General features: G+C 67.8%; 1 protein-coding gene. It reads right to left on the bottom strand.

Annotated elements, in window-relative coordinates; all coding sequences use genetic code 11:
• Positions 1-264: 264 nt before the first annotated feature.
• Positions 265-20,340 (bottom strand): hypothetical protein, encoded by a 20,076-nt coding sequence (locus tag G6N61_RS00950; RefSeq protein ID WP_163916365.1) that lies wholly within the window; start codon positions 20,338-20,340, stop codon positions 265-267.
• Positions 20,341-21,456 lie beyond the last annotated feature (1,116 nt).

A 21,456-nucleotide genomic window follows, 5' to 3' on the forward strand; every position in this document is an offset into this window, starting at 1 on the left:
CCCTCACCTCGATCCGACCCCCACCGACACCGGCGGTGACCTCCGAGGACCACCAGACGCCGCGGCCGGGGGGGTCGGTCAGGGAGTAGTAGACGATCTCCGCGTCTCCGGCGGCGTCGAACACGGTGACGCCCGCCTCGTCGACGTGCACCGGCAGCTCCTGCCCCAGGTACGACGCGTCCACGGGGACGTGAAGTTCGACCCCGTCCACCGTCCGCAACTGGACCTGACCCCCTTTACCGTAGTAGTTGGGGAAGACTTCCATCAGCTGGAAACCCTGGCTGTCGCTCTCGGCCAGCGCACGGCGGTCGACCCGCTCACCGCCCCCGGCATCACCGGCGCCACCCGCCGGGTCGATCCGCATCCGGCCCTGTTGCCCCCCACCACCCGCGCCCTCCTGCACCCCCACCGGCACCACCCGCGACGACCCCGCCGCCGACGATCCCGCCGCCCCCGACACACCCGACGCGTCCGCGCCGTGACCGCCGGCACCCGCACCCCGATCGGGCCGCACGACGTCGAACCCGCCCCCCCCACTCGGCTGCGGGTACGAGCCCGGCTGCGCCACCACCGTCGACGGCCACGACAACAACCCCACATCCGGACCCCACCCGCCGCATCCCCACCCACCGGCCCCACCTGCCCCGCCGGCGCCGACTCACCGGCGCCGACCCCCTCACCGGACCCACCGGCACCGACCACCGGCCGCCGCGCCGACACCGAGAGCGGCTTTCGGCGGATCCGCGCGCCGTCGGCGAAGACCTCGATGTTCGCCCCGTCGACCCGAACCCGCACCTGCTGTCCCGCGTACCTTGTGCTCAACCACACGTTTTGTTTGAGATCGCCCCGCTGCACCTGGACGTAACCGTCCTTCTTGACCTTCTGTATCCACGATGTGACCAACGAGCGATGCGGGATCGGCTCACCGGTCTCGGCGTCCACGACGGTGACGTCCGCCTTGTCGACGCGCATCCGGACCCGCCGTCCCGTGTACGTCGCGTCGACCGACACCTCATGGGTGTACCGGCCCACCCTCACCTCGATCCGACCCCCACCGACACCGGCGGTGACCTCCGAGGGCCACCAGACGCGGCGGCGGGGGGGGTCGGTCACGGAGTAGTAAAGGATCTCCGTGTCTCCGCCGGCGTCGAACACGGTGACGCCCGCCTCGTCGACGTGCACCGGCAGCTCCTGCCCCAGGTACGACGCGTCCACCGGCACCGAGTACGTGACCCTGTTCACCACCAGGTGGACATAACCCTTTTCACCGTTACCGAGGGTGTCGACTTCCATCAGTCGGAAACCCTGGCTGTCGCTCTCGGCCAGCGCACGGCGGTCGACCCGCTGACCGCCCCCGGCATCACCGGCGCCACCCGCCGGGTCGATCCGCATCCGGTCCTGTTGCCCCCCACCACCCGCGCCCTCCTGCACCCCCACCGGCACCACCCGCGACGACCCCGCCGCCGACGATCCCGCCGCCCCCGACACATCCGACGCGTCCGCGCCGTGACCGCCGGCACCCGCACCCCGATCGGGCCGCACGACGTCGATACCGTCCCCCCCACTCGGCTGCGGGTACGAGCCCGGCTGCGCCACCACCGTCGACGGCCACGACGACAACCCCACATCCGGACCCCACCCCGCCGCATCCCCGACAACCCCCGTCATAGCCGAACCCGCACCACCGTCATCGGCGCCGCCGAACCGCCGATAGGACTCCCGCCACACCCCCACCGCCGGCCCGTCGACCGCCGCCTGCCGGGGGCGGCTGCCGTCGTAATGATTGCGTTCATGGTCGTAGAACACCCTGATCACCCGCGCCCCCGGATGAACAGGCCCCAACCGCGCACGTTCACTCCCGTCACCGTTGAGCACGACCAACCGCACCCCCAACGCCCACGCCACCAACGCCGCGAACGCCTCCCCCTCCTCACTGGCCCACCTCGACCCCCAATCCCTCACCGCATCCCTCAACGCCGCGACCTCACCCTCGACCAGGCTCAGGTCGTTATCCAAGTCCGCCAGGACCATAGTGATCAGCCCGTCGCGATCCAGGAGGTGCAGCGGCCACTCCGGCTCACCACGCGCCTGCTGCCGACCACGCAGGAAATCACGCATCCCGTCGAGGTCGGCTCTCTTCAACCGCTCCCGCTCGCCTCGGGCCCGCGCTCGGCGATACAGCGCCAACGCCTCCAGCGGCACGCCCTGCGCGAGGCGATCGAGCACCAGCTGCGGCAACGCCACCACGGGATCGACCCCGCCCCATCCCGCCTCGCCAAGACTGTCCTCCACCCACCCGGGATCACTGGCCACCACCGCACGCACCAGACACCACCCGTCCCCCTTAACCTGCACCCGCTCCAACCCACCACCATCGACCCCGGCACCCGAAGACCCCGCCGACCCACCGGCGCGGTCGAGCTGCTCACCGCCCCCAGCATCACCGCCGCCAGCCGGCGGGTCGATCCACATCCGGCCCTGCGGCCCCCCACCACCCGCGGCCTCCTGCACCCCCGCCGGCTCCACCCGCGCGGGGGCCCTCTTCTGCCGAGCGCCTCCGGGCAGACGGGTCCGATGATCGCCCGTCAGCACCTGCTGATACAACATCTCGGACAGCTCCTTGGTGTTGGCGCGCAGCTCCCGCTCCCCCAACGCCGCCCACGCCGACTCCACCCGCCTCGCCAAGTGCGCCAAACCCTCTCCGGTCAACCGCGCACGCACCACCCCCCGAACCCCCTCATCCCACCTGAGCCGGTCCGCGCCCGCACCGACGTCGAGGACTGGGCCGGCGCCGCCCGCAACGTTAAACCCCGACTCCTCAACGGTCGGAGTCCACTCCGGCGGCCACGAGCGCTCCACCGCCCTGCGGACGTGCTCCGCGGGGGCGACCTCATCCCGGTCCCGCTGCCGCTCGAACGCCTGCTGCTCACCTGAAAGACCAGCGGGGTCCGCGGGGCCCCGATCCGCCTCAACCTGCTCCTCGCGCAACGCCAGAGCATGCTCGGCGCGGGCGACTTCCTGCGTCGCCTTCCGATTGTCCCCGTCGGCCACCGATTCGCTCAGATCCTGATGGCGGCCCCGCAGCGCCTCCTCATTGCGGGCCAGCTGCTCGTGCTCCCGCTCCGGTGCCGGCGCCAGATCCCGGAAGCCGAACGGATCCGAACCCAACCGATCCTCGTCGACCGCCGAGTCCTCGGCGCCGCTTCGCCTTCGCCTGACCGCGGCCGCCCGTTCCCGCAAGTCGGTCAACGTTGGTTCGACGTCGAGAACGTCGGGCACACCCGCCTGCTCGCCGGCGGAGTCACGACGACCAACCGAGTCGACGTCCCGCCCCGACGACGAATCCGAGCGCTTCGACGAACCGGGCGGTTCGACAGGCGTTGATACGTCAGGCGCGGCCCCGCTCGGCGATTCCGCCACCGAACCCGCCTCGCTGACGCCGACATCCGAGCCCGACTGGCGCGCGGAACCGTCATTCGGAGAGCCGATGACAGCCTGCTCGAGGTCCTCCACGTCGAAACCGGTACGAGGAGAGTCGACTGTACGTTCGCGCTCGGAACCGGCATCAGCGCCTCGCAGATCAGCGACGTGGCGGTGCGCAACCGGGGGGGTTGCTCGAACAGGGGAAGCCTCGGTGGGGGCCGCGCTCCCAGAGTCGCTAGCGGTGATCGTTGCAGCAGTGTCACCGGTGCCCATCCGAGCACCACCAGAGGGGAGCGGATCCTCGATTTGATCGCCGAGATCAGGGCCCACCGACATTCCGCCGGACTCCTCGCCGGCGGGCTCGCCACGACCCGGCACCTCGATGCCCTGCCCGAACGTCGGATCCCGGCGAACCGCCGAACCCGACGGCCTCGCCTGCCAACGCGATCCCGGCACGTAATGAGCTGCCTCAGTGGATGACTGCGACCGGAAGCCGATCCGAATCTGCACCACCCGACGCGCCGCGGCATCGACATCCTCATCACCGGTCTCCGCCACCCCCACCGGCAACGCCCGACCCCGAGAACTCGCCACCTCGAACACCACCGCATCCACCGGCAACACCCGACCCGAACGCACCGGCAATTCGGCGAGCTGCCGAACAACCTCCCGACGCAACGCCGCACGCGTCACCTCAGCCCGACGGTGCCCCACCTCATTAGCACGGCCCGCACTGCCCCACCACCCGTTACCGCCGCCCTGCACACGCACCACCACCGCCTCACCCGCCACCACCCTGGCCACCACCGCCGCCGCAGCCTCCCGGATCCCCTCCTCACGCCCACCCAGGCTCTTGCCCCCCTCCTCGAACCCGACCGAGAACACCTCATCCCCAGAAACCTTGCCGAGACCACGGCGCCCGCTGTCCGGGGGAACGAGCTCTGCATGTGCCGTCGGCGTCTCGATGTGGGCCGTAACGAATTCGAGCGGCGCCACGCTGTCATCGTCGGAATCGTCGTCCCGCAGTGGATTCACGTCCTGGCCGGTAGCGAATCCGAGCGGTGCCACGCCGTCATCGTCGGATTCAACGTCCGGCAGTGAGTTCCTGATGTGAATGACCATGGCCAGGACGACGTGCATCGTCGAACCGGTGCGTTGCCGATCCGACAGCGCCGCAAACGCCTCTTTGACCCCGCCTTGGAGGCTGGGAACCTTACTCTTCATCGTGTCCAGGATTTCGCCGGCGCGGCGGGGACTGCGCACCGCGAAGGCGTCCCAGGCATGATCGGGCGATGAGCCGCCGGTGAGCGCATCGGCGATCAGCGCCGCCCGGTCCTCGACACGGCGCCACCGGTCGAACACAGGGAGCCGCTGCTCAGCATCCTCGATCTCCGCGTCACTGAAACTGACGGCTCGAGAACGCTGCTTAACGGCGGCAACCAGACTGTTCAACCGGTCCGTCGTCATCGTCGGCGGCGACACCGGCCGGGCCCCGTCCTGAGGCAACGGGCCACCCAGAGCCACATAGAGTTCCTCCAGGCGGGCCTTCAACACCGGATCGTCGTAGGACCGGTGCAGTAATCGGCCCACGCCGTACTCGGCGACGAACTCGAACGGGGCGAGGCCCACGTAGGAACTGACCTCGGTGACCCGCGGCATGTCGGCGGTGTCGACCAGCTTCGTAAGGGCCAAGTCCACGAATCGTTGCCGATGCTGCTGGAAGTGCAGCCAGTGCATCATCTCGTGAAGCACGTCCACGAGCGCCGTGTCCTCCATGACATCCGCAACGGAGTGTCCCCCCGTATCGTCGGTCGGAGAGTCGGCCAAGGTCGTCAGTAGCAGCTCTCCCGGCGCCGTGAACACCCCCGCGACACCATCGAGGATCGCGGTGCCCGGATCCACCTTGATTCGGAGGCGGCCGTCGGCGTCCGCGCTGACGACGAGCTTGCGGTGATAGCGCGGAAGACGGACATCCAGTGTCTCGGGCAGATCGAAACCCCCTTCGCGCAACACCGTCAGCGCGCGAAGCACCATATCTCGCCGGGAGTCCGCCGGGTCGGTTCCGGTGATGTGGTATCGGACGTCGACCCCTTCGTGCCGTACGTCCTGCACGACCCAGCCCGGATTGCGGTCCACGCGGGTCTGCTTATCCGGGCGGCTCAGATACGTCCGTAACTCGGGATACTTGGCGCCAACGCCCTCATCCTCGGCCAACAGACGCTCGAGTTGTTCGTCGTCCACCCCCTCGACGACCACCGCCGTCTCCTGCAACACCTGTGAATAGGTGTCGCGTACCCACGCCGACGAACCCTGCACGTAGTCGTCGATCGCCTCCTGGGACAACTCACCGTCGGCGGTACGGGGGAACGCCGTGAACGGCCGATACTGAGGATGATCGGCATCCCACCGCATCGGTTTGCGCGTCACGAGACCGGCCAGATCCGGGGCCACCGTGCGATACGCAACAGCCGGGTCCGGGCGGCCGCGCTGCCCGTCGTGACCCTCACCCCCCAGACCCGACACCACCGTCGAGCCCAGTCCCGTCCCGCCGTCCCGGACGGGCCCGTCGGCATCGACCGAGCGAGCCGCGGGCGTACCGACCCACCAACTCGTCACCGGATTCTCCGCACTACCCAACCCCGGCGGCCACGCCGTGACCGTGCCGTGCTGCCCGTCGATCGCCCACGTGTTCTCACCGTCGAACAACGCGTTGAAACTGTGCGCCACCCCGTTGCCGAACCGAACAACCACCACCGTGTGCGCACCCGCACCCCCACCCCGCAACAGCTCGGCGATACCGTGAGGATCGCTGTCTTGCAGCGGCAAACCCGTCGCCGCACCCACATCCACAGCCCCCATCCGGCTCCGATGCGCACGCCCGAAACCGGGGATCCCCGACAACCGATCGAACACCGCCCACGTCGTGGGACCGCAATTGGTCAACCGATCTCCGACCGGAACCACCGAGGCGTCCCCGTCGTGGTTGACATCCCCGATCCAGCCCTTCACCTCCCCCACCGACAACCCCGACACCGGCAACGCCTCCCGCACGTCGGCAACCCCCACCTCACCGATCGAATCCCCAACCGAGCCGGAACGACCCGAAAGACCCGCCTCGACAGACTCCGATCCACCACCCGCCTGCCCACCGACCACCACATCCCCCTCGGACTCCAACCCCGCCCGTTCATCGCCCGCCGACCCCACGACCCGCCGCTCGGACGTCGAGGAGGCGACCGGCAACCCTCGAACCGAGTCGCCGTCCGAGAACCACTGCGACGGGAGCATCTCAGCGGACAGCCGCTGCGGCGGTTCAACCTCCGCCCCGGCCTTGTGAGCTGATGCGCCGAGTCGAAAGTCACCGTCGACCCGCATCACGACGGTCCGGTGTGCTGCCGCCACGGACGCCGGACTTCGATCGCTCTCAGTCGTTGCGAACCGCAGGTCCTCCACCGGTGCTCTACCGCGGGAGCCCGGTTCGGTGAATTTCACCAAGTCGATCGACTCGCCGCGCTGAAGCAGTTCGCGCTCGACCGCGCGTCGCACGACGGCCTGGACAGCGGCGGCACGCTTGCGGCCGACTCGGTCGGCTCCTCGACTCAGCCGTCCGCCGTTGCCGCCGCCCTCGGCGCGAACCGCGACGGCACCCAGGCCGGCTGCACGTCGGCGAACCGCGAGTTCGGCGACGTAGACGGCGTATCGAGTCAGTGCCGGCATCTCCTCCGGGTCGACTGTCTTCGCCCCTTCCGCGAACGGGACGCGCACAGCGCCATCCCGCATCCGCGAGTCGATGTCGCGTACCACGCGCCCGATTTCGTCGTAGAAACCCTGGATGTCGTGGGTGTCCTGAATATGTCGCTTGCCGTGCGCACGCAGTTCGACGACGGTGAGGTCACCGTCCATGGCGTCGAAATCCTTCTTAACGAGGAGCGCATGGCTCTGGCTTATGGGAACCGTTTGGTGCGGGCTCCGGGTCGCATTCGCCAGATAGAGACCCGCAGTGACGCCCTGTTTCTTCCCATCTCGGGGGACGTCGAGCAAACTGCCGAAGGTGATCTGAGCCGACTCCGTGATCTCGCCGTTGTCGATCGCGAATCGGTCGTGAAGTAGCTCCTCAACCACTTCAGCGTTGGTGTCCAGCCAGCCTTTCACCGCCTCGGGCAGCGCTGCGCGCATTGCTCCCAAGGCGGTACGCATGATGACGAGCGTCCGGTTCTTGGCGAGGGTTTGATCGGGCGCCAAGGCGTGGTCCAGAAACGCGGCAAGCTGGGTGTAGACCCCCGCTGCGAACCCGCGAAGCTCGGCGATCTCGTAGTCGTGCGCCGCCAGGGCGTCGAGCCGAACGGCCACACTACGGTCGTTCGGCACCCCCGCGAAGGTGGCCGCTACTTCGTCGCCGAACCGCAGTGCACTCCGCAAGTGGTGCGCTGGGGGAGAATTCGGCCCGGCGAACGTGCGATTCGCGACGAACTTCATGAACTCGTGCATTCCCGCCATAGGAATTCCGGCACTGTAATGGGTGTTCATCAACCGGGGGAAGACCTCGCCGATGACCTTCCAGTCCGCGAAATCGGGGTTGACCCTGACCGGTTGGGAGGCGGGAAAGATGTCCCCGAGCCTGGTGTGGGGATCAGCCGCACGCAGCCGGTTCACAGCGGCGCGGATGTGGTCGAACGCTTCGTCGGCCCCGACGGCGCCACCTTGGCCCGGCTCTTCACCAGTCCGCATCGCCGCGGGTACGGATACCAACTCGAGGATCTTCCAGACCTTGCCGTCAGCACCCGTGACCACGTCTATCACGATCTTGAAGTACGGGGACTCGGCGATAATCGCGGACGCATTCCGCAGAACTGTGCTATCGCTGACGTCGAGTGCGAATCCGGACTCGATCTCTATGCCGCCGCGCTGATACTTCAGTGTGGGTGCGGGATCCAACAGTGCGTTCACGGTGCTGCCGGGGGTCGCCGTCGTACTGAGCGTCAACGGCACCGGCTCGCCAGCGGGTCCGATGACGATGGCGCGCGCATCAGTCGTGTGCACCAACGGCATTTCCGACACCGGGACGACGCGGCTACCGGTTCGATTCTGCGTTTCGATCCACAGCAGCTCACCGCCGACGTTGCGGATCGCCACAGCGTGACGCGCCCGCGCCGAGGTGCCCGGCGAGGTGAGGATGAAGGCCATCGCCCCGTCGCCCAGCGTGCGAAGCTGGTCGGTGACCGTCCTCAGAGTGTGGTCGACGGGTTGCCAATCACCGCCCAATCCCGCCGCCAGCACGTCCTGATCTCGTTTGAGACCCACCGCCCAATCGTCGCGAGCACCCGTCCTCGGCCGCACGTTCGGCGAACCGGCCGACGATCCGGCGAAGTGCGCCCGCAACATGTCCAGACGCAACACGCAATCCCGAGCGTTACCCGCATACGGCGGAAGCACCGACTCGAGTTCCGCCTCGAGGTGATCACGATGGCTGCGAACACCCGAGACCGGCTGCCGGGATTCACCCGGTGTCGGCAGAGCGGAAAGATCCGACTGCCCGCCGACGGGCGCCTGTTCCTCGAGTTGCACGGCGGAGCGACGGCTCGAAGGGCCGGCCGGCACTGACGCGTCGGTCGGGGGCGTTCGCAGCGCCTCCACATCGTGTGCCAGCCCGGTGTCATCGGCTGCCCGTCGCGAGCCGGTCGATTCGACGGACGTCGCTTGGCCACCCGCGCCGACGGGACCGGCCACACCGCCGTCAGACGAATAGACCAGCGTCTCCAGGCTGTCAATGTCGGATTCGTCATCCGAACTCCGTGAATCGCTGTCATCACCCCGCTGCTGGTCGAAGACCACGTCTCCGAGTCTGCCGAGCGCCGCGGAACTCGCCGGGGCGGGAACACGTTCCGCGAGTGGGGGGGACAACTCACCGTCGGCGGTACGGAGGAAAGCCGTGAACGGCCGATTCTGAGGATGATCGGCATCCCCCCGCATCGGCGTGCGCTTCACGAGACCGGCCAGATCCGGGGCCACCGTGCGATACGCAACAGCCGGGTCCGGGCGACCGCGCTGCTCGTCGTGACCCTCGACCCCCTCCCCCGACGCCACCGAGAACTCCGCGGACGCCGGATCGTCGGGCAACTCGCCGCCTGAGGGCACCGCGATGTCGACGTCGGACTCGACTCCGTCCTGAACGACACCGGCGAGCCAGGTTCGCGTCTTGTCCTGCGCTCTGGCTTGCTCTGCCGCAGTGGGCACCGACTCCGCCTTCAAGGAGCCCGCGGTCACCGACCCCGAGGTCGGTGAGGCCGTCGGCTCCCACCGGCGTTGAAACGTCGAACGAAGCGACTCCAGCCGTTCCTGCGCCGCAGCCACGGCCGGCACCCTGCGCGCGTGCGCGAGCGCGAACTGCGCCCTGATCAGTACGTCGACATCGTCGCGGTACAACGCGGCGATCAGCTTCGCGCGTTCGTCGATGTCCAGCAGCCACTGCTCTGGCTGCAGCCGCATGTCCGCCTCGACGACCAGCTCGGCGTTCATCTCGGCCACCCCCGACGCACGCCGCACCGCCTCCACGAGTCGATCGCGCTCCCCGGTCGACATCTGCGGATCGATCTCGACCCGCAACACCACCGTCCGCCGCACCTGCTCCACGGACCCGGCGACACCCGCGGCCAGGGCCCTACCACGAGACGTCGGATCGGCGACCGTCACGAAATCCTCGGGAATCCCCTTCGCCCGCAGAGCATCCGCAATCCGCGACCCCACCGCGTCCAGCGCCGCCCGCGCCCGCCTCAACCCGACGACATCCGCCCCCTGACTGAACAAACCACCGTTGCCCCCACCCTCCGCCCGCAGAATCAGACCCCCCCGCCCCGCCCGATGCACACGCTCGGCAGTCGCAACCACACCGGCCACGATCGCCGCGACATCGGAATTCGCATGCACCTCAACCGACTCCACCCCCCTGTCGAAGCGCAGGTGAAGATCGCCGCTCCCGGAGGCGGCCGGTGTCGTCGCGGCCATCGCTCCGGTCGCTTGACGTGATACATCCAGTTCGGCCGCATCGCGGGAGTCTCGACCGTCGCGATCGGACACCAGCGGCTCACCACGACCGCCACCGGCACGCTCAGGCATTTCACCGGGCTCATCGCCGGCGGGCTCGCGACCACCCGGTAAGTCGATGCCCCGCCCGAACGTCGGATCCCGGCGAATCAACGAACCCGACGGCCGCGACCGCCAACCCGACCCCGGCACGAAATGAGCTGCCTCAGTCGACGATTGCGACCGGGGACCGATCCGAATCTGCACCACCCGACGCGCCGCGGCATCGACATCGCCATCACCGCTCTCCGCCACCCCCACCGGCAACGCCCGACCCCGAGAACTCGCCACCTCGAACACCACCGGCGACACCCGACCCGGACGCACCGGCAATTCGGCGAGCTGCCGATTAACCTCCCGACGCAACGCCGCACGCGTCACCTCAGCCCGACGCTGCCCCACCTCATCGGCACGACCCGCACTGCCCCACCACCCGTTACCGCCGCCCTGCACACGCACCACCACCGCCTCACCCGCCACCACCCTGGCCACCACCGCCGCCGCGGCCTCCCGGATCCTCTCCCGAGGCCCACCCAGACCCTTGACCCCCTCCCCGAACCCCACCGAGAACACCTCATCCCCAGAACCCTCGCCGAGACCACGCCCATCGCCATCCGCACCGCCACCCTCCCCGCGCGGCGATTCGCTGACCACCGAATCATCCGAGGCGAACCTGACAACACGGCGACGGTCCAGCGGCCGAGACCGCCCGCGACTAACCGCACCTTCGTCGACTGGTCGATCGCCGCCGACGTCCCCGCCCTCGATCCCATGAGCCTCGCTCAGGGAATCGCCGTCAAGAGGCGTCCGCACCGCCGAAAGGTCACTGGCCCTTGTGGTCTCGACCACCGAACCGGACCGCCGCCCGTGACGCGAATCCGGTGCGGAATGGTCGGCGTCCGGCCGCTCGGGCTCGGCGGCCGCAACCAAGCCACCCTCACCTGAGCCGCCATCAGCAGACTCCGCGGCGATTCCCGCATCCCCCGCGAGGACCGAAGGTTCACTCGAGGCGCCGCGCTCGATCGGAAGCCGTGCGTCGTCAAGGGCTCTTCTCGCCGATTCGTCGTCGCTGTCGGTGCGGGAATAGCCGTCAGCGGCCGAGAACGCGCTGGGCACCGGTGACGGCGAGTTCGTCCGGAGGTCTTCCATTGGCGTGCCGGGTGGTGCGGAAACCCTGCCATCGGACCTTTCATCATCCTCACCCCCAACACCATCCCCCGATTCGGCGACCGTTTCCAATGCCGCGGCCACTGCATCGAGATCGACGTCTCGCCCCCGATCGGCCGCGCCGGCCTCCGAACCTTCCGACGGGCTGGCCGTCCCGATCGTGAACACACCCTCCACCCCGTCACGCTCGCCGACCGGTTCCTCATCACCGCGGGTGTGCGCTGCCGAGACAGCACTGGACGCCGCAGGCTCGACAACCAAGCGAGAGCGCTCCGCATCACGCGAACCCGATTGCGCATCAACGGATTCGGACCGCTCGGAGTCGACGGAGCCCGTCCCACTCCCGCTCAGGTCACTACCGGAAAGCGTCCCAACCGTTTCCGCCTCCGCCGCACGCACCGGAGGTTCGCCTGAAGCGCCACCCTCGACATGCGCGCCGACCACCGTCGACGACGGCCTCACACCATCACCGGCCGTCGCCGGCGTGGACGTCTCACCCCCAACACCATCCCCCGATTCGGCGACCGTTTCCAATGCCGCGGCCACTGCATCGAGATCGACGTCTCGCCCCCGATCGGCCGCGCCGGCCTCCGAACCTTCCGACGGGCTGGCCGTCCCGATCGTGAACACACCCTCCACCCCGTCACGCTCGCCGACCGGTTCCCCATCACCGCGGGTGTGCGCTGCCGAGACAGCACTGGACGCCGCAGGCTCGACAACCAAGCGAGAGCGCTCCGCATCACGCGAACCCGATTGCGCATCAACGGATTCGGACCGCTCGGAGTCGACGGAGTCCGTCCCACTCCCGCTCAGGTCGCTACCGGAAAGCGTCCCAACCGTTTCCAGCGCCGCGGCCACTGCATCGGGATCAACGCCTCGCCCCTGCTCGACCGCACCGCCTTCCGAATCTTCCGAGGGGCTGGCCGTCCCGATCGTGAACGCAACCTCGCGGTCGTTCCTGGACACGACGTCCGAGCTGTCGATGTCAGCGGGTTCGCGCCCGTCGAATCGGGCATCGACCCGTTCCTTCGCGAGCATCCAGACTCGGCGGGTCCGCCGAACTTCCTGCTCGGCGGACAGCACCGCGTGATGCGCATCGAGGAGTTGGAGCCGGCGCTCGATCTCCTCCTTCTCGTCGAGGTGGGGCAGGTCGCGTTCCAGCGCGAGCGCGAGATCTGTTCGTGCAGTCGCCGCGACGTAGCTGGCGGCCCACGCCGCGCGGTATTCAGCCAGCTCGGCGACAGGCTGGCGGTCGCCGGGCGGCGGGGCCCGGTAGCCCATGAACTCGAATGCGATGTCCGGGGTCATCCGCAGGAACGTCCCCTTGGGCACAATCATTTCGGAGACCTTGTCTCCCGACACCATGAGCACGTGCAGGTCCATCTGCACCAGGACCGTCGCCCCGTAGGGTTTCAGCATGTGCAGAAGGGAACCGGAAGCTTGCTCCGATTGCTGCCGCTGGGTGCCGAATAGAGCACGTGCGTTCGCCTGGAAAGTTGAGCGAACGGCTCCGGTCGTGTGGGTAGTGCCGAGCCACTCACCGAGCGCCGTGTTCTGGCCGGCCGTGACCTGTCGCTGCGCGGTTGCCCGCGGCTTTTTCGGCGCGTACAGGCCCATCGGGTCATCGAGTTCAAGACCGACGTCGTTAGCCGTACTGACGACTGTCGGCTTGCGAAAGGACGTGTAGATCTGAATTCCGGCTACCGGCGCCTCCTGGCCATCCGGGTCCACCGCGGCGATGCGAGACCACGTTCTGACGAGGTTGTTGGTGCTGAACGCCCGCGCGTTATGCCGGTCCTCCAGGGTCATGGATTTCCCTGTGGCTGCTGCCATAAGAGTCAGCTGGTGGTGGATGCCTTCGGTGCCCACCAGGCCTTCGAGGTGGGATTGCGCGGGCAGCGCCATTCCGTCGGAGAGGAATTGCTTGACGTGTTCGGCGACGTTAGGGGAAGTCTGTGGCTGGCTCGAGTGCGGTGACGCATCGGGAACGCGGGGGCCTCGACCTCGGGACGGCGCTGGGCCACCGTCATCCAACCGCAGGGGGCTCGCCACGACCTCGATCCCGAGCTTGGGGAGCTGGTGCGGTGGCGCGCCTACGGCGCTTTGCTTCGGCCAGACGACCGTGATGGGGATGTCCCTACCGGGGAGTTCGACGGTTAGTACGGCTCGTCGTATCGGCACGTCGAACTTGGCGTAATTGCCCTGCGCGACGCCTGCGGTGCTCGCGCGGGCGATGGTCGATCCTTGATGGGCCGCGTCGTTGTGCCAGCTTTGGTTGGCCACGCTGATCGTCGTGATGATCGGGTTGAGTTCGCCGATGTTCGTGAAGTTCGTGCCGTGTCCCGGACGGGCGCGCAGGATCCTGGTTGACGACGTGTTCCTGGTCTGTGCGTGTGTGACCGAGGCATCCGTGGTGATTTCGAGTTCGCCGCCATCGGCAACGGCGTCGACGAATTCGGCGGTGCCGAGCTCGAGCTTCAGGTGCGCGAAGGCCGGCTTGATCGTGGGGGTGGGGTTGAAGGGGTGGACCGTGGCGGGGGCGTAGTAATGCAATTTCACGGGTGCGCCGGAGTCGATGGCGTTTTCGATGAGCGACGCGACCGACAGAGGCGTGAGGAACTCGTGGAGCCGACCGCGGTTCTCCCGTGAATCGTTGCGCTCCGGGAAGAGGGTGTCGGCGGCCGGCCCCAGCTCTGCGATCAGGTCGTCGACCATGCCGGTGAGATCGGGAGCGCGCGATACATCGCCGAGACCGAGGGACGACGAGGAGCCGCCGCGCAGGGTGACGGGCGGAAAGAACCGAGGCGGATTCGTGGAGAGGACGGGAGGCGCAGCAGGCACCTCGACGCCCAGCTTTTCGAGTCGGTCGACGTTGGTCGCATTCAGCTCGTCGATCTTTTGGAGTAGCCCCTCGTCTCGCGCATCGCTTTCCGGCACCGATCGGTAGGCGCCGTTTTCGATGAGGATGCCCTCCGCGGCGTGGACCGGAGCCTGGGGTGCGCCCATCGCTGTCCGAAACCTGTCCCACCTGTCGGCGGTCGTACTAGTACCGCGTTGGACCGCGACGTCCCAGACCAGGTCGTATTGAACGAGCACCGACGGTAAGGACGTACTGGCGACTCGGTCGAACTGAGTCGCTCCCGAGAGGGTGACGCTGGTGCTGAGCGACGTCATCTGGCCGCCGCCTGCACCGAACCGCAGCGTCGGGTAGTTGACGCTCTGGCCGCCCCGCCAGTTCAGCCCGGCATCCATGCTGAGCGTCGCGGCGCCACTCTGCGCGATGCTGATTGCGTATCCGCCGTAATCCATGCTCTCCGACTTGCCTCCGGCAAGCAGAGTCTTGAACGGCCGCGGGTTGGTCAAGCGCGGCCGTACGCTCACGTTGATATCGCCGTAGTAATAGTTGCTGTACGTGCGGGTCCACCCGCGAGTGGTGAAACCGGTATCCATGTACTCGGGGCCGAAGTCCGTGGCTAGCCGCTGGTCGTAGTCGCGAACGAAATCGGCCCCGGCGACCTGCGTTGCCAGTTTCTTGATCGAATCGAGCACCGCACCGGGGGCGGCGACGTGGAACACGGTCTTGTTCGTCGCCTCGGGGTAGTCGTGCCGGACGCCTTTGTTGGACACCACCTGATGGCGGCCGAATCCGGCGGAGGCGGGTATCGGGACCGGAGTTGAGGGCGGCTGCGGCTGGTGGGCGGGCTGGTCCCGGTTGTCGAGTTCGGGATCGGTGAGCGCGCTCGAGACGGCGTCGATCACCGGCACGGTGATCGGTTCCGGTGAGGATGACGTTCGTAGCGTCCGACTTGAATCCGGCGGGGTTACGCCGGTGATCATCCGATTCGCCGTAGCTCTGTACATGTTCGACCAATCGTGCCCCCGCCGCTCGACGGCGACGGTGACGGTGAACGAGACCTCACCTCTGAACAGATCGAGTTGGGGATCGCCGATGCGCAGTGCGTCGAGCTTGTACGTCACACGCGACGACCAGGTTTTCCGATGCTCGTGCATGAACGACAGATCGGCCGAGGGGCCCGCCGAGATCGGGCCGAACCGCGGGCGGAATTCGAACCAGGTGCCCAAGCCGCGAAAGGTCGAGCGACCCGAGGTTATCGACGTCGTCTTCGACGGCCGCGAGCGTAGCGGTAACTTGTGGTAGAAGCCGATATAGGGGTCCGACGACGGGTCGGGCGACGAATGTCGCGGGGTGACGACGATGCGGACCACGTCCTTGTAGGGCGATAACGACGTGGCGTCGGCGATCCGGCTCATATTCCGGCTGACCGAGTTCTCTTGCTCAGCGGTCGATTTCGGCAGTTCGAACTCGATGCTGCGCACCTGCAGCGCGGCCAGCGAACTCAGCGACGTGAGGTTCCGCAGATTCTGCTCGGCGGCAAGCCTTTGATCTGGGCTGAACGCACTTATCGGTTGACCGCCGCCGCCGAGGTCGGACCCGGCTAACGCCGGCAACAAGCCGGGCTGGTCGATCACTTCCAGCTGGGCGCGGATGTCCTGCATGATCCGCTGTTGTGTGTCGGCTGGCAGGGTGACGTCGTTGAGCGCTCCCGACCGGCTGCCTCCCAACCACGGGGGTGGTAGCCGGCGGGGTCCCTTGTTGATTCCGGTGGCCGGTGAGCCGTCGGAGTTCTCCGCGCCGGGTAAGCCGAATTCGGCGGCTTCGTGCACCGACAGACTGACAACGGCGGTGATCCGGACGTTGGTGTTGCCCTCGACGCGCCATGAGGACGTCTGGTGATCAAACCATTGCTCTGCGACCGTCATTCGCGCTTCGTAGAGCACCCGATCGTGGTTCACCTGAAATCCGCGGCGGTTCTGGTTCGACACCGCGAGTTTATCGCTTGACGAGCCTCCCCTGTGGCCGTTGAACCACATCCACCGGCCACCGACGAACTGACCGTCGAACGACGCACCGGCTTGCGGGCCCAGCGATAAGGTGAGGGTGCTACCGGACGACCGGTCGTCGCCACCTGCCCGCGTTACGTTGCGGTCGGCTCGCAGCTGCTGATTCGCCACCGTGCCGATCGGCTTGAGCGTCTCAAGCCTCGCGGACGACTTCAACGCCGTCCACTGGCGCGCACTGCTAACGATACGACTCGAGATATATTCCTGCTCAAGCATATTCGGCAGTTGCTGTTGCAGACCAGTCTGAGTGGAGAATTGCTGCAGGTACTCGCGTCCGGGACTTTTGGGTGCGTGCGTCGCGAGGGGAAGCGCCTGTCGACGCGCGAGGTATAAGTCGCCCACATCGGTGACCGCATCCACGAAGAAAGATCGCGATGTGACGATGTGATCGGCTTGTTCTCGCGTGACGGAGACAGTGGGCGCGTCCGGTCGCGCGGGACGCCAGGTGTGGTAGTCGTGGGGGCCGCGCATGGCCACACTGGCGTGGACCACCGCCGTCACCGCTCGAGTGGCCTGTACATGCTCCGACAGTGGTGCTGCGGCGGCGGGTGCGACGGTGATGTGCCATCTGGCCGGCCCGCTCACCTTGTCCGATCGCGCTCCGCCGCGCAGTGTGCGGTTCTCACCGCGGACGAAGTCTGTTGTGCGGTTGTGTGATCGCCGATAGCTTGCCGCCACCTCGGACATGAAGCCGATGCCGGGAGCGGTTATCACATCGAACCGGAAGGGGATGTGGATGCCCGCGTTGGTGCGCTTCGCGTCGCTTACGCCGGATGTATGTCGCGCTCCGAGGTCGGACCGAAACACTTTCTCCTCGTCCTTGATTCGCTCGGTCGGTTCGCCCACCTCGACCCGGACTGTCAGATCGATCGCTAGATCGGCGTTGTTGGTGGCCGCGAACGTCCAACGGCGGCCGTACTCACCGAAATGGCTGCCGAATTCGTGAGTCATCGCCTCGCCCACCCGCGCGAGATCGTCATCGGCGATCACGGCGTCGAGGCTGGTCGCGAGCGCTCGGATCCGTTGGATCGAGTCCGGAACACCGCCGACTTCGGTGGCCGCGATCTGACCGAGGGAGTGGGGGAAGTACGCGGTCAGAAAGCCGATTGGAGGTTCGGCCGGAGACGGTGAACCATCTTCTGCCGCGGGTGGCTCCAACTGCTCCGGCGTACGCTCGTGTCGCTGTGCTGATTCCGCGCCCTCGCTGGTTGAACGTGAGCTCTCCTCGACGCTTGGCCCCGAAACGTCAACGGAAGTCACGCGTTCGACGGGCAGCTGCACCGTCGGCGACGTGGGGCCCGGCCCGGCGGATTCGTCGCGCGGCGTCGTACGGGCGCGGTCTTCGGAGCTGAGTGGTGAAGGTCGGGGCGGGTCGGCACCGGCGTCCGGGCCGTCGGGTCGAGGGTCGGGGGAAGGTTGGCGGACGCGATCATTTGGCGCCATAACCGATGTGGCCGTAGACGACGCTTCCTTCTGACCTTCCGGTAGGATCTCGGGGCCGGCTTCGTTCGCGGTGCTCGAACGCCGCGACACCGGCGCGATTCCCGGCGCCGGCGGCCTCGACTCATCAGGGGACGGCGATCGAGTGGGCAATGCCGCGGACAGAGAGTCTTGGATGTCGCTACCGGCTGATGAGGCGCCCTCAGCCACGGCCCCGACGTCACTGCTTCTGCCCGCCTCGACCGGCTTGATGACAGGCTCCGACCTGGCCCCGCCGGGTAAGCCGATCAAGGGGCTACCGGACACGATCAGCCCGTGCAATGCGTCGGCCACCGCGCTGACGGTGCGGGCGCGAACACGCTCATCGAGGCGGCCGTAGGCCCGTTTGACCTCATCTCTGAAAGCGGCTGCGGCCTCGTCGTTACCCGTACCGACATAATCCGCACCCCAACTGTTCGCCACCCGCGAGCGCACCGACACCAGGATCAAATCGGCATGCGTCTGATCCAACCCGTTCCACAGGTCGTACGGCGTCGACGGCGTCACCATCCCAGCGGTCGACGACTCATCGGGCACCCGGGGACTTCCGAGATCAACCGCCGACTCACCCGCACCGCTCGGCGGATCACCGATACCGCGGCGCGTGATCGGATCGGCCGTCGAGGAGGGGAATGCCTCGGCACGCACCGTGCCCGACCCAGGACCAGCCGCCGACGCTGTCGATGCCGAAACGGCCGCGGCAGGCGCGGATTCCATCGACACCGGCCCCGCCGAGGTCGGTCCAAGCCGATCCGACCCGCTCACACGGGCAGTGCCCCCGACGCCCGGATCGGGATCACGACCCGACCCTGACGCGACCGACAGCGACGGACTCGATGCTGTGCGTGTCGTCGTCGGCGACACAGGCCCCGAGGCAACGCCCTTAATGGAATCCGGTCGCCCACCGCCGACGGTCCGCTCGCCACTACCCGACACCGCGGCACCCGAGGACAGACCAGACGGCTGCGATGGTGACGACGGGGTGACCCCCCGCGTCGGATCCGGTGCGCCCCCACCCGCCAACCGACCCGACCCCCCGCCGGTACCGGTCGCGGTGCGCGCGGTCCCCTCCCCGGTTCCGCCACCCGGGGTTGACCCCGCGACCCCGTGAACTCCCGAGAATGCCTGCGCACCAACAGAACCCACCGCTGGCGTCTCCGCACCCGGAACCCCGCTCACAGCACCGCCACCCACCGCCGGCGACCCGGTGTCCCCCGCCACGCCGCCACCGGGGTCGGCACCGACGCCGCGGCCCGCACCGATGCCGTTGCCGGGGTCCGAGCCCGAGTCGGAGCCCGAACGGATATCGGGGCCCTTGCCCGCGGTCGGGCCGCCGCCGGTGGCCACCAGGACCGGGCCGGCCCCGACCGGAATGGGGTCGGAGTCGCCGAACTCCGAGACCGACCCCGCCTCGGAGCGTCCGTCGGCATCGAACAGCGAATCCACCACCGACTCGGCATCCGAATCCGTGCCGGAATCCGAATCCGCGGCCGAGTCGGAGCCGGAGCCGGTGCCCGGCGGCGGCACCGCGACCGGATCACCACCCCCGACACCGGGCACCACCGGGTCACCGCCCGGCCCGCCATCGGGCCCGACGCCCGGGGCGGCGGCGGCGTTCACCTCCACATCCCCCACCGACACCGGCGGCGGGGTGTGCCCACCGGCCCCCGGAATCGCCCCCGTCACCACCCCCGTGCCCGCACCCCCCAACACCGACACCGCCGACAGATCCTGACCACCCGACCCCGTCACACCCCCCACCACACCCACCCCGTAATCGGTGAACACCCCCTTCAGGACATGCCCGCCCTTACTCGAGGGATCCCCCACCAGATGACGCAACGGCCCGTGCGCCACCCCACCACCCGCACCACCACCGGCCCCCTGCCCCCCCGCGGTGAAGATCTGCCGCACCGACAGATGACCATGCCCCTCGGCGGCCATGATCCCCTCCACCACCAACTCCTGCGCCAACGCGAACCCCGTCTCCTGGGCCACCTCCACCCCCACCCGACGCGCCAACGCCTTCACCCCCACCACCGACGCCGCCTCGGCCAACGCCGCCGCCAACCGCCGCGCCGCCGCCACCGCGATCTGACGCACCACCGCCACCGTCACCGCCTCGATCACCGGAATCCACGACAACGACCCCCCGAACGTCCAATCCGCCATCAACAACGCGTACTGAATCTCCAACAACGCCTCACCCAACGTCACCAGGATCTGCAACTTCGTCGACTCGATCACCACCCCCGCCGAGAACAACACATCCCCAACCCCGACACCGCCCCCGACAACCCCTCCAACGACGTCTCCCCCGAGAACATCCGCCCGAACTGCCCATCCACCGCATCACCGGTCTGCCCCGAAACCCCTCCCGCGCCCGCTTACGCACCCCACCCAACCCCGGCGCCAACCCCGCCACCCGCGGCGCCGCCCGATGAAACACCCCCGCCATCACATAACAACGCGACTCATCACCCTGAGGCCACGCCGACCCCGCCAAATACGCCACCGGCTGCAACACCACCGGCAACTCAATCGTCACCACCACCACCCCCCACCCACACCACAACCGACGACAGCCGATGTGGATGGCGCCGGCAGCGGCGCACCCAGCGAGCTCCGCACCGCCACGGACAACCCGCTCCTCGTGAACCCCGCGATCAAAGGCCCGCGTCGGCATTCACCGGCTCTCGCCGAACTCAACCACCACGCGAACTCCGTGCGAAACCCGAATACTCGGACTCGCCGCCCACTCACCGACGACAACCCGACCACACAACGACGGTAAGGGCGGAAGTTCGGCTACACCTACGTTTAAGGATTCGTATTTTCTTGGTTCGCATTCAATTTGATGCATCGCATGTCTTTTCGTCCACAAATGACCTGGTTGTGCAATTGGAGGACGCCATCGTCGGATCGAGGAACGGAATGTCACGAAGGCAGGTTGAGGCGGTGGCCGGCTTTGTGCGCGATCCGAACCTTCAGGTGGCGAGCTCGACCTCGTCGGCGGTCTGCCACCGCCCGGGCGATCTCAAAGATGGGAACACCGGAGCCGCGCAACATAGTTGCTGCACGATGGTTTTGAAGATATCTGATGCTTGCCACTTGGAATTTTCGGTAGTGCCGCGGCCGAGGGCGGAGCCAATCCGGTGTTTCGCGTGGCGTGGATGTGGTCTGCCCCTGACGGTCGGTCGAGTCGGACACCATCGTCTCCGACCCCCCGCCCAAATGGTTGTTCGAGGCCGGCAAGCACCGACGTACGAGCCCGCGCCGGTTTCTTGCGAGACCTGACTCATTTGGCTATGCGGCCGACGTTCAATGCTGTAACTTGATCCGCCGTTGGTCACTTCGTCAAAGGCGACTGTTTTCACACCTATT

Origin of the sequence: Mycolicibacterium arabiense, from assembly GCF_010731815.2 — a bacterium.
In the GTDB taxonomy this organism is placed as follows: Bacteria; Actinomycetota; Actinomycetes; order Mycobacteriales; family Mycobacteriaceae; genus Mycobacterium; species Mycobacterium arabiense.